Source organism: Streptomyces sp. NPDC047108 (assembly GCF_040643575.1).
Lineage (GTDB): Bacteria > Actinomycetota > Actinomycetes > Streptomycetales > Streptomycetaceae > Streptomyces.
In genome coordinates, this window is record NZ_JBEYUP010000004.1 from 208,748 (window position 1) to 219,856 (window position 11,109).

Sequence of the window (11,109 nt, forward strand, 5' to 3'; positions counted from 1 at the left end):
ACCAGCGGATCGCGCCACGGGGGACAGGAGTACGGGGGCGCAGGGTGGTGCGCGGTCATGGGCGGCCCCGCGGGTCAGAGAAAGGTCTGTCCCTCGCCCCGGTACGTCGGCGCCGTCCCGACGACCCGGTCACCCTCCACCAGCTGCAGCTCGTCGAAGCGCTCGCACAACTCCCCGGCCTTCGCGTGCCGGAACCACACCTTGTCGCCGACGAGCAGGTCGTCCGCCGGGTGACCCAGCAGCGGCGTCTGCACCTCGCCCGCGCCTTCCTGCGGGTCGTACCGCAGCCCTTCCGGAAGGTACGGCTGCGGCAGCCGGTCCGCGCCGGGGGCTCCCGAGGCCGGGTAGCCCCCGCCCAGCACCGTGACCACACCGACGCCCGGGCGCCGGACCACCGGCTGGGCGAACAGCGCGGCCGGACGGCCGCTGAACGACGTGTAGTTGTCGAACAGGCGCGGCACGAACAGCCCGGACCCGGCCGCGATCTCCGTCACCGCGTCCTCCGCGGCCGTGTGCTGGACGCTGCCCGTGCCGCCGCCGTTGACGAACTCAAGGTCCGGCACCACGGCCCGTACGGCTCGTACAGCCTCCGCGCGCCGCGCCGCCAGCTCGCGACGGGCCGCCGACTGCATCAGCCGGATCGCCCGTGAGCGCAGCGGCCGGCCGGCGAGGGCGTCACCGACGCCCGCCACATGCCCCTCGTACGCCATGAGGCCGACCACCCGGAACCCGGGGCGGCGCGTGATCGAGCCCGCCAGCTCGGCGAGTTGACCAGGCGTACGCAGCGGGGAGCGGCGCGCGCCGACACGGATCCGGCCGCCCAGCATGCGCAGCGCCGTGTCCAGCTCCAGACAGACCCGGACCTCCTCGTCGCCCCCGCCGTCGCGTCGCGCCGCGTCGATGAGATCGAGCTGCGCCCGGTCGTCGACGACGACGGTGACGGCGGCCGCGAGCTTGGGGTCCCCGGTCAGCTCCGCGAAGCGCGCGCGGTCCGCCGACGGGTACGCGAGCAGGACGTCGTCGAATCCTGAACGGGCCAGCCACAGCGACTCGGCGAGCGTGAACGACATGATCCCGGAGAAGCCGTCCCGCTCCAGCGCCCTCTCCAGCAGCGCCCGGCAGCGCACCGACTTGCTCGCGACCCGGATCGGCTTGCCCTGCGCGCGCCGTACGAGGTCGTCGGCGTTGGCGTCGAACGCCGAGAGGTCGGCGATGGCGAGAGGGGCGTCGAGGTGTGCCGTCGCTCGGTCGTAGCGGGCACGGTCGGCCGAGGGCCGGGCGGCGGGGGCTGACATGAACCCCACCTTGCCAGACCGGTTTTACCGCTGGGTAGAGGCCGTGTCGGGGCAAACCGGCCATGTCCCCGGTCGGGTTGCCGACCCGCCCTCACCTGCCCGTAGAGTGACGCGCACGCTGTGGATCGACCCGATCCGCGAGAGGATTGTCCACATACCAACCGGCCTGCCCCGAAAGGCGATCGGCGGCACGGCGATCATGAGGCGAGGGGGGCGGATGAGCGCCGAAGCGCCGCGTACGGCCTCGCCCCGCTCGTGCGAACCGTCCTCGCGTCAGCCCGGTGCCTCGGCGTCCCAGGACCACCCCGGGGCGGGTGCCGCCGGCGCTCCGGAGGAGCCCGGGTCCGCGGACCCAGGCCCACGGGACACGGCCCCACGGGACACGGCCCCGTCAGGGGCGGGTGCCGCTGAAACGTTCACGGGCGTGACCCCGGGGGGTGCGCCCGGTGCGCCGCGCAGGCCCGCGCAGTCACCGGAGCCGGGCAGCGCGTCCGGCTCCGCGCGTCCTGAGTCCACCGGTACGGCATCCATGGCATCGGCGCAGGGACGTACGGGCACGGCACCGGCATCCGTTCCGCCACCGCCCGCGCACCCGCCGACCGTCCCGCACGCGCAGGCATCGCCACCGCAACCGCCGGTGTCGGCACCGCCGTCATCACCGCCGCTGCCTGCGACACCGACACCGACACCGACACCGACACCGGCTTCCGCGGACCGTGGGAGCGGTCCCGCGAGCGCCCCCGCGACTGCGCCCCCGTCGACGTACGACCGGGCGCGGGGGGCCGACGCGACACCGCGGCCGTCCGGGCCCCCTCAGAGGTTCGCGGCACCTCCGGCCCCCGACGGGCCTCCGCACCAGCGCCGTCACTGGGACCCGCCCCAACCCCCCGCCCCCGGCGGCAGTTCACGCCCGGATGGTTCTGGTTCGCCCGGTACTCCCCGGCGTACCCCCGAACCGCCCGCGACACCGCCGTCCGTGCCTCCCGCCCCCAACGGGCCGCCCCGCACCGCCCCTCCGGGCGACGCCGGAAGCCGGCCCCGGGGCCAGGCGTCCTTCGGGCAGGGCGCGGTCGCCGGCGATGCCGGGCGGCGCGACGGTGACACCGCCTGGTACACCGGATCGGACTTCATGACCCAGGTCGCCCCCGCGTGGGGGGCGCCCCAGGGCGTACCGGGAAGCGCCGCAGGCCCCGGCGCACCCGGCGGATCCACCGGTCATGGCGTCTCCAACGGTCACGGCGTCTCCACCGGTCATGGCGTCTCCACCGGTTACGGCGTCTCCACCGGTCACGGCGGACCGAGCGGTCTCATCGACGGTCCCGCGTGGGGCGCGCCGGGTCCCGCCAACCCGGTCGCCCGGCTGCGGCCACCTGTCCGCGCCGCGGCGATAGCCGCCTGCCTCGTGCTCGGCTTCGGGCTGCTCGGCGGCGCGGCCGCCGGGAGCTGGCTCACCGGCGGCGGCGACGAGGCACCGGCCGCGGGCGAGGCGTTCCACGCGGCGCGGGACCTGTGGCACAGCGTCCCCGTCGACCGGCTCTTCCCGCGCACCGTGCGCGGCGACGCCGCTGGCCCCGGCGGCGCTGACCGTACGTGGACGCGGATCGCGGTGGCCCCGGACGCCACCTGCAAGCGTGCGTTCGACCCGCTACTGGCCAAGACGCTGTCGCCCGTCGGCTGCAAGCGCCTGCTGCGCGCGACCTACGTCGACGCGACCAGCAGCAACGTGACCACCGTCGGACTCGTGATCACCAAGGCGGACGCGTCCGGAATGCGCGCGCTGCGGGACCGGTTCACGGGCGAGAAGCTCGGCGAGCGCAGCGACCTGATGCCCCGTCCGTACGCGGCGAAGGGGACGCCGGCGGCCCGGTTCGGCGAAGGGCAGCGCGCGACCTGGGTGGTGCGGGTGCTGACGGATCTCCCGGCCGTCACCTTCGCCGTCACCGGCTTCGCCGACGGCCGTAAGGTCTCCGATCCGCAGCCCGCTTCGGAGGCGTCGGCCCGCGGCGCGACGTCGGGCCCGGGCCAGGCGGGCCTCGGACATGACGCGGACGGCCTCGCCGACCGTATCGAGCGCGGCTTCCGCAAGAGCGCGACCGCCGTGGCCACGGAGGCAGCCTCATGACGTCCCGCAGATCCCGCAGGTCCCGCACGCCGGACCGGGCCGCCTCCTCCCGCGCCGCCTCCGGCGCACGCCGCTCAGCACCGACGGGCGCCCGGGCGAGCGGACTTCGCACCACCGGTCTCCGCGCCACCGGTCTCCGCGCCACCGGTCTCCGCACCACAGGCCTTCGTGCCGCCGCTCTCGCCACCGCCGCGACGATGTTCGCGCTCGTCCCGTCTGCGCCCGCCCACGCCGACGTCATACGGGCCCAGGAGTGGGCCCTCGACGCGCTCCATGTCGACGACGCCTGGCGTACGACGAAGGGCGACGGCATCACCGTCGCCGTCCTGGACACCGGTGTCGACGACGAGCACCCCGACCTGGAGGGCCAAGTCCTCGCCACCAAGGACCTCGTGGGCTTCGGAGCGGGGCGCGGCGACCGCGCCTGGGCCCGCCACGGGACCGCCATGGCCGGGATCATCGCGGGCCACGGGCACGGCCCCGGCCGCGAGGACGGCGTGATCGGCGTCGCGCCCGAGGCGACGATCCTCCCGGTGCGGGTGATCCTCGAGGACGGCGACCCGGCACGGAAGAAGGCCCGCGGAGCGCGCGCCGGTGCCCTCGCCGAGGGAATCCGCTGGGCGGCCGACCACGGCGCCGACGTGATCAACCTCTCGCTCGGCGACGACAGCAAGTCGGCGCATCCGGAGCCCCAGGAGGACGCGGCCGTCCAGTACGCCCTGAGCAAGGGGTCCGTGGTGGTCGCGTCCGCGGGCAACGGGGGCGAGGACGGCGACCGCGTCTCGTACCCGGCCGCCTACCCCGGCGTCATCGCCGTGACGGCCGTCGACCGCTACGGCTCGCGCGCGGCGTTCTCCACCCGCCGCTGGTACGCCACCGTCTGCGCCCCCGGAGTCGACGTGGTGATCGCCGACCCCGACCGGCGCTACTACGAGGGGTGGGGCACCAGTGCCGCCGCCGCGTTCGTCTCCGGTGCGGTCGCCCTCGTCCGCTCGGCCCACCCGGACCTGAGCCCCGTCCAGATCAAGAAGCTCCTCGCCGACACGGCGCGCAACGCCCCCGAGGGCGGCCGCAGCGACGACCGCGGCGCCGGCCTGGTGGATCCGGCGGCGGCGATCAAGGCCGGGGGAAAGCTGAAGCCGCGGCCGCAGAAGCCGGTCCCGGCGGCGTACGAGGGGCGTTACTTCGGATCAGGCCCCACTCACGCCCGCGAGGAGGAGGGCGGCCTCGACTGGCCCGCGATCCTGGCGGGTACGGCGGGGGCGGTGCTCCTGGTCGCGGCCTTCGGCCTGTGGCAGGCCGCGCGGCGACCCCGCTCGCCCCTGACCTGACCTGCTCCGCAGCGGCTCCCGGAAGGCTCCGGCCGTCAACGCCCGTTCCCGCAGGGCCCGTTGGCCGAAGTGCCCAGGACGCCGCCCACGGGGGAGGCCCGTCGCCCGCTGGAGACAGCCTCCGCCCCCGGCCGGGCGCAGTCGTCCCCGGCCCGCCGGATACCCTCGGTCCGTGGCGCTCAAGAACATCCCCGACTCCGGCTTCCCCGACGACGACGGCTCGGCCGACCCCCGCCTGGCCGAGGCCCTCGCCGCGTACGGAGAGGACCGCGCCGCCGAGCCGCGTGTGCTCTCAGCCCTGGCCGGCGCCCGGCTGCTCGTGCCGGTGGTCGCCCTCCTCGGCGAGGTGGAGACGGTCGAAGCCCCCTCCGGTACGGGAAAGCCGCTGCGCCGCGAGAAGAACAGCGACATGGCCGTACCCACCCTCAAGGGCCCCGGCGGCCGGCGGGCGCTGCCCGCCTTCACCTCCACCGCCTCCCTGGCGCGCTGGGACCCCGAGGCCCGGCCCGTGGCCGTCCCCCTGCACCAGGCGCTGCAGGCCGCCGCCCATGAGAAGGCCGACACCGTCGTCCTCGACCTCGCCGGGCCCGTGCCGTACGAACTGACGGGACCTGCCCTGCTCGCCCTCGCCGAAGGCCGTACGGACACCGACCCGCTGGCCGATCCGGCGGTCGCCGAGGCGGTACGGGCCGTGGTGGCGGAGGAGCCCGCCGTGGTCCGCGCCCATCTCGCGCCCGGCGGTGACGCCGACGGGACCCTCGCCCTGGCCCTCGCCGCCGGGTCACCCGCCCCGGACGTCGCGCGGCGCCTCGCCTCGGCTCTCGCCGCCGACACCGTTCTGAGGGCCCGTCTCGTCCGCGGACTCGACATGGCGCTGCTGCCTCCGGACACCGCGATCCCGGGGGAACCTCTCTTCGTCCGGCAGGCGTGATGTCCTGAATCGCCCCACAATGCAAAGAACCTGAATGATCTTTGCGAGGAGGGCGAGATGGACACGACGACACGCACGGTGGGGCTGCCCGGCGGGATCGATGCGCGCACGGTCGTATCCGAGTTCCTGGGGACCCTGCTGCTCGTGTTCTTCGGTGTCGGCTCCGCCGTCCTCGGTGCCGAGTACATCGGCACCGTCGGCATCGCGCTGGCCTTCGGTTTCGTGCTCCTCGGGCTCGCCTACGCGCTCGGGCCGATCTCCGGCTGCCACCTCAACCCGGCGGTCACCCTGGGCATGCTGATGGCCAAGCGCCTGAGCGTCCGCAAGGCGGTGGAGTACTGGATCGCGCAGCTCCTCGGCGCCATCGTCGGTGCCGCTCTGCTCCTCCTCGTGGCCAAGCAGGTGCCCGGACTCGAGGTCAGCGGCGCCTTCGGCACCAACGGCTACGGCTACCGGTCGGCGCTCGGGATCAACATCTTCGGCGCCTTCGTCGCGGAGATCCTGATGACGTTCCTGCTGGTCTACATCTATCTGGCGGTGACCCGTGACCTGGTGCTCATCGGGTTCGCGGCACTGCCGATCGGCCTGACCCTGGCTCTCGTCCAGCTCATCGGCGTCCCGCTCACGGGCGCGTCCGTGAACCCCGTACGCAGCCTCGGCCCGGCGATCTTCGCGGGTTCGGCGCCCCTGTCCCAGGTGTGGCTCTTCCTGATCGCACCCCTCGTCGGCGGTGTGATCGCCGCGCTCGTCCACGCCGTCACCCACGGCGGCGAGACGCTCGGGCTCACCCGACCGGCCGAAGGTGGGCCGTCGGGTGAGGCGGCGGCCGCGCCCCCGGCCGGGGGCGCGGCTCCGGAGGCGGACGCGGCGGCCGGCGGTGCGGCGCCGGGGAAGCCGAAGCCTCAGGCGTAGCGGGCGGGGCGCGATCCGCCGACGTGGCGCCGCGGCCCTACCGCGGTACGGCCGCGGCGCCACGTCAGCGGGGGACGGAACGCCGCGGACCGAAAGCGGTCAGCCGTAGACAGGGCCGGTGAACTGCTCGCCCGGGCCCTTGCCGGGCTCGTCCGGCACCACGGACGCCTCACGGAAGGCCAGTTGGAGCGACTTCAGCCCGTCCCGCAGCGGAGAGGCGTGGTACGAGCCGACCTCCGTCGCGCTCGCCGTGACCAGACCGGCCAGCGCGGTGATCAGCTTCCGCGCCTCGTCGAGGTCCTTGTCCTGCTCGCCGTCCTCGGCCAGCCCGAGGTTCACCGCGGCGGCGCTCATCAGGTGCACGGCGACCGTGGTGATCACCTCGACGGCGGGGACGTCCGCGATGTCGCGTGTCATCGTGTCGAAGTCGGGGCCCTGCCCCTGGGGGCCGGGGGTGCCGCCCTCCGGCTGGGGTGACGGCTGCTGCGGGGTGGCGTCGCTCATGGCTCTCGGACTTCTTTCGACTCGACGGCAGCCCCCAGCCTATGGCCACGGACGGGTGGGTGGTGGGCCCCCCGGACGCTGGTATGCTTGAGCCTTGACCGGCCGGACACGCCTGTGCCCGGCCCGCAAGTGGAGGCTCCGATCTCCCACCTGGCCGGCCCTCGGGTCGGCGGGTCACCGGTCAAGCGGCGTTCATGGTCCCGCCAGGGACGATGCCTCGTCGCTCGATGCGCCCCGCGGAATAGCGTGGTGGTGCTCCCGGTTGATCGAGGAGCCCCCGCCTGTGTCCGTTCGGGGCGTTTGTGCGTCTTGCGGGCGGGGTCCACAGAAAACAGACGTTACGCGGCTGTCCGCCAGGCAATCGCGTGGTGCAACCGAGGAGGCCCCATCAGCGCCGAGCCCCGCATCAACGACCGGATCCGAGTCCCCGAGGTGCGACTCGTCGGTCCCAGTGGCGAGCAGGTCGGCATCGTGCCGCTTGCCAAGGCACTGGAGCTCGCCCAGGAGTACGACCTCGACCTCGTCGAGGTGGCGGCCAACGCCCGCCCTCCGGTGTGCAAGCTCATGGACTACGGGAAGTTCAAGTACGAGTCGGCCATGAAGGCCCGTGAGGCGCGCAAGAACCAGGCGCACACGGTCATCAAGGAGATGAAGCTCCGGCCGAAGATCGACCCGCACGACTACGACACCAAGAAGGGTCACGTCGTCCGGTTCCTCAAGCAGGGCGACAAGGTCAAGATCACGATCATGTTCCGCGGCCGCGAGCAGAGCCGGCCCGAGCTGGGCTACCGGCTTCTGCAGAGGCTCGCGGAGGACGTCCAGGAGCTCGGCTTCGTGGAGTCCAACCCGAAGCAGGACGGCCGAAACATGATCATGGTCCTCGGTCCGCACAAGAAGAAGACCGAGGCGATGGCAGAAGCCCGCGAGGCCGCCGCCGCCCGCAAGGCAGAACGCGTCGAGGGCAGGACCGCTCCCGAGGACACTCAGGAAACCGCCTAGGCGTGACCTCGGAGCACCCGCTCCGATCCCGGAGCCCCGCTCCGGACACCGAACGAACAACTGACGCTTCCGCGTGCCGGTTTCACCGGACAGGGAGCGCCACCGACGAGGAGAGTTAGGCGCCATGCCGAAGAACAAGACGCACAGCGGTGCCAGGAAGCGCTTCAAGGTCACCGGCTCCGGCAAGGTCCTGCGCGAGCGCGCGGGCAAGCGCCACCTGCTCGAGCACAAGTCGTCCCGCCTGACGCGTCGCCTCACCGGCAACGCCGAGATGGCCCCGGGTGACGCCAAGAAGATCAAGAAGCTTCTCGGCAAGTGAGGTGGACGCCCCGGCGCACGGGGCGGCCTCTCAAGACCGGGACCCATTCGACCCGGGCCGTGTGAGTCTCACCGCGGCCCCGTACAAGGAGTTAACAAGTGGCACGCGTCAAGCGGGCAGTCAACGCCCACAAGAAGCGCCGGGCGATCCTCGAGCAGGCCAGCGGCTACCGTGGCCAGCGGTCCCGCCTGTACCGCAAGGCGAAGGAGCAGGTCACCCACTCCCTCGTCTACAACTACAACGACCGCAAGAAGCGCAAGGGCGACTTCCGTCAGCTCTGGATCCAGCGGATCAACGCCGCTGCCCGTGCCAACGGCATCACCTACAACCGCTTCATCCAGGGTCTGAAGGCCGCCAACATCGAGGTGGACCGCAAGATCCTGGCCGAGCTCGCGGTCAACGACGCCACCGCGTTCGCGGCGCTCGTCGAGGTCGCGCAGAAGGCGCTGCCGAGCGACGTCAACGCGCCGAAGGCCGCCTGACCGACCGGCTGCCCGAGAGCTGATACGGACCCGCAGGACCGCGACGGCCTGCGGGTCCGCGCATGTCCGGAAGCCCGCGCCGCCCGGCCCGCGACCGCGAGCCCCGCGCCCGTACGTCGTTCCGCCCCGTAACCCGAGAGACCACCGAAGGTGATGCATGGCCGCCCCCGAGCCGATCTCCCCGCGATCCCCGAGGGTGGCCGCCGCCAGGCGGCTCGCCCGCCGGAACTTCCGCGGCAAGGAGCGCCGGTTCCTCGCCGAGGGGCCGCAGGCGGTACGGGAGGCCATCGGGCACGGCAGCGGTGACGAGCCCACGCTGACCGAGCTGTTCACCACCGCCGAGGCCGCCGAGCGGTACGCGGACATCGTCTCCGCCGCCCGCGCCCGCGGAGCCCGCGTCCACCTCGCGGAGGACGCGGTGATCGCCGACATCTCGACGACCGTCACCCCGCAGGGGCTCGTCGGCGTCTGCCGCTTCCTCGACCTGCCCTTCGCGGAGATCCTCGACGCCAGGCCCCGGCTCGTCGCCGTCCTGGCCCATGTCCGCGACCCGGGGAACGCCGGGACCGTGCTGCGCTGCGCCGACGCCGCCGGCGCCGACGCCGTCGTCCTCACCGACGCCTCCGTGGACGTCTACAACCCCAAGGCCGTACGAGCCTCCGTCGGCAGCCTCTTCCACCTCCCCGTCGCCGTCGGCGTCCCCGCCCCGGACGTGGTCGACGGCCTGCGAGGCGCGGGCGTACGCGTCGTGGCCGCGGACGGCGCGGGCACGCGCGACCTCGACACGGAGCTCGACGAGGGCGTCCTCGGACGCCCCACCGCCTGGATCTTCGGGAACGAGGCGTGGGGCCTGCCGGAGGAGACCCGGGCGCTGGCGGACGAGGTCGTCCGCGTTCCCATCCACGGACAGGCCGAATCGCTGAACTTGGCGACGGCCGCCGCCGTATGCCTCTACGCCTCGGCTCGTGCGCAGCGTGCTTCCGGAGGGTGCCGCTCCGTAACCCAGAGCTAGTAATGTTGCCGCCCCGGGGGCCGCGAGGGGGTGGGGTGACATGGACACCGGAACGTCCGGGCAGTGCACGCGGGGCGCCGGAGCCCGTGACGGCCACGCCTCCCGGGACCACGGCGCCGCCGCCCCGGACCACGGGTTCGCCGGGCCCGGACTGCACCCGGACGACCTCCCCGACGGACTGGTCGTCGCCGACGAGACCGGCCGCGTCGTCTGCTTCAACGCCGCCGCCGCCCGGATCACCGCCCGCCGCGCCGAGGACATGCTCGGCCTGCCGGTGGAGCGCGCGCTGCCGCTGGAGGATCTGAAGGGCCGCCGCTGGTGGACCCTCACCGACCCGTACGGCGGGCTGGCCATCCGCGCCGGGCAGCCGGAGCGCAATCTGCTCCTGCCCGGCGGCCGCGAGGTCCTGGTCTCCGCCCGGTACGTGCGCAGCCGCCCGACCGGCCCCCTCCAGCGGCTGGTGGTCTCCCTCCGCGGCACCGAGGCCCGCCGCAGGACCGAGCGCAGCCACGCCGAGCTGATCGCCACCGTCGCGCACGAGCTGCGGTCCCCGCTGACCTCCGTCAAGGGCTTCACGGCGACGCTGCTCGCCAAGTGGGAGCGGTTCACCGACGACCAGAAGCGGCTGATGCTGGAGACCGTCGACGCCGACGCGGGCCGCATCACCCGGCTCATCGCCGAACTGCTGGACATCTCCCGTATCGACTCCGGCCGTCTGGAGGTCCGCCGCCAGCGTGTCGACATGGTCGCGGCCGTCCGGCGGCACGTGACCGGGCTGACGGGCGCCGGACACGACCCGGAGCGGTTCCTCGTCGACGTGCCGCATCCGCTGCCCGACCTGTGGGCCGACCCCGACAAGGTCGACCAGGTGCTGGGCAACCTCCTGGAAAACGCCGTGCGCCACGGCGAGGGAAAGGTCACCATTGAGGTGGCACCCACCGCCCAGGACACGGAAGGAACTGCCGTCACCGTGAGAGACGAGGGCCCCGGCATCCCCGAGGAGTCGATGGACCGCGTCTTCACCCGCTTCTGGCGGGGCAGCAAGCGCGGCGGCACCGGCCTGGGCCTCTACATCGTCAAGGGCATCGTCGAGGCCCACGGCGGCACGATCGAGGTCGGCCGGGCACCCGGCGGCGGCGCCCAGTTCCGATTTACGTTGCCCGTGGGCACCCCGGCCTTCTTGGCCTGAGGCGCCCGCGGGC

Annotated in this window: 11 protein-coding genes; 9 read left to right on the top strand and 2 right to left on the bottom strand. The window is 73.7% G+C overall.

Annotation, left to right across the window (positions count from 1 at the left end; translation table 11 throughout):
- Window positions 1–74: 74 nt before the first annotated feature.
- Window positions 75–1,295 (bottom strand): alanine racemase, encoded by a 1,221-nt coding sequence (locus ABZ822_RS12140; RefSeq protein WP_360850980.1) that lies wholly within the window; start codon window positions 1,293–1,295, stop codon window positions 75–77.
- Between the two features lie 976 nt (window positions 1,296–2,271).
- On the opposite strand from ABZ822_RS12140, the gene ABZ822_RS12145 reads away from it, so the two are divergent.
- The 4 genes from ABZ822_RS12145 to ABZ822_RS12160 all read left to right on the top strand — a co-directional run bounded on the left by ABZ822_RS12145 (window position 2,272) and on the right by ABZ822_RS12160 (window position 6,591).
- Window positions 2,272–3,417 carry a hypothetical protein gene (locus tag ABZ822_RS12145; protein ID WP_360850983.1) on the top strand — a complete coding sequence of 382 codons (1,146 nt, stop codon included), beginning with the start codon at window positions 2,272–2,274 and terminating at the stop codon, window positions 3,415–3,417.
- Window positions 3,418–3,614: 197 nt separating this feature from the next.
- Window positions 3,615–4,748 carry a type VII secretion-associated serine protease mycosin gene (mycP, locus tag ABZ822_RS12150; protein WP_360851448.1) on the top strand — a complete coding sequence of 378 codons (1,134 nt, stop codon included), beginning with the start codon at window positions 3,615–3,617 and terminating at the stop codon, window positions 4,746–4,748.
- 172 nt (window positions 4,749–4,920) lie between these two features.
- Complete coding sequence (locus ABZ822_RS12155) at window positions 4,921–5,679, top strand: SseB family protein (RefSeq protein ID WP_360850986.1); 759 nt, start codon at window positions 4,921–4,923, stop codon at window positions 5,677–5,679.
- A gap of 96 nt (window positions 5,680–5,775) precedes the next feature.
- Window positions 5,776–6,591, top strand: a complete 816-nt coding sequence (locus tag ABZ822_RS12160; RefSeq protein WP_360851451.1) for an MIP family channel protein — start codon at window positions 5,776–5,778, stop codon at window positions 6,589–6,591.
- Window positions 6,592–6,690: 99 nt separating this feature from the next.
- On the opposite strand, the gene ABZ822_RS12165 is transcribed toward ABZ822_RS12160, so the two are convergent.
- Window positions 6,691–7,008 (bottom strand): DUF1844 domain-containing protein, encoded by a 318-nt coding sequence (locus ABZ822_RS12165; protein ID WP_360851454.1) that lies wholly within the window; start codon window positions 7,006–7,008, stop codon window positions 6,691–6,693.
- 447 nt (window positions 7,009–7,455) lie between these two features.
- Between ABZ822_RS12165 and infC the strand changes: the two genes are divergently transcribed.
- From infC to ABZ822_RS12190, 5 genes are all read left to right on the top strand, one after another.
- Window positions 7,456–8,094: a translation initiation factor IF-3 gene (gene infC, locus ABZ822_RS12170; protein WP_360851457.1), complete on the top strand. Its 639-nt coding sequence runs from the start codon at window positions 7,456–7,458 to the stop codon at window positions 8,092–8,094.
- A 124-nt stretch (window positions 8,095–8,218) separates the two neighbouring features.
- Window positions 8,219–8,413, top strand: coding sequence for a 50S ribosomal protein L35 (rpmI, locus tag ABZ822_RS12175; RefSeq protein ID WP_360850989.1), 195 nt, complete (start codon window positions 8,219–8,221; stop codon window positions 8,411–8,413).
- 98 nt (window positions 8,414–8,511) lie between these two features.
- The gene (gene rplT, locus ABZ822_RS12180) at window positions 8,512–8,895 is read left to right on the top strand and encodes a 50S ribosomal protein L20 (RefSeq protein WP_055470307.1); all 384 of its coding nucleotides are present in this window, start codon (window positions 8,512–8,514) and stop codon (window positions 8,893–8,895) included.
- A 157-nt stretch (window positions 8,896–9,052) separates the two neighbouring features.
- Window positions 9,053–9,907 carry an RNA methyltransferase gene (locus tag ABZ822_RS12185; protein ID WP_360850992.1) on the top strand — a complete coding sequence of 285 codons (855 nt, stop codon included), beginning with the start codon at window positions 9,053–9,055 and terminating at the stop codon, window positions 9,905–9,907.
- Between the two features lie 40 nt (window positions 9,908–9,947).
- The gene (locus ABZ822_RS12190; protein WP_360850995.1) at window positions 9,948–11,096 is read left to right on the top strand and encodes an ATP-binding protein; all 1,149 of its coding nucleotides are present in this window, start codon (window positions 9,948–9,950) and stop codon (window positions 11,094–11,096) included.
- Window positions 11,097–11,109: the final 13 nt, after the last annotated feature.

What these genes read in the sequence shown, in the direction of transcription:
- ABZ822_RS12140 (WP_360850980.1), bottom strand. Translation starts at nt 1,295, where the DNA reads ATGTCAGCCCCCGCCGCCCGGCCCTCGGCCGACCGTGCCCGCTACGAC.
- mycP (WP_360851448.1), top strand. Translation starts at nt 3,615, where the DNA reads ATGTTCGCGCTCGTCCCGTCTGCGCCCGCCCACGCCGACGTCATACGG.
- ABZ822_RS12165 (WP_360851454.1), bottom strand. Translation starts at nt 7,008, where the DNA reads ATGACACGCGACATCGCGGACGTCCCCGCCGTCGAGGTGATCACCACG.
- rpmI (WP_360850989.1), top strand. Translation starts at nt 8,219, where the DNA reads ATGCCGAAGAACAAGACGCACAGCGGTGCCAGGAAGCGCTTCAAGGTC.
- ABZ822_RS12185 (WP_360850992.1), top strand. Translation starts at nt 9,053, where the DNA reads ATGGCCGCCCCCGAGCCGATCTCCCCGCGATCCCCGAGGGTGGCCGCC.
- ABZ822_RS12190 (WP_360850995.1), top strand. Translation starts at nt 9,948, where the DNA reads ATGGACACCGGAACGTCCGGGCAGTGCACGCGGGGCGCCGGAGCCCGT.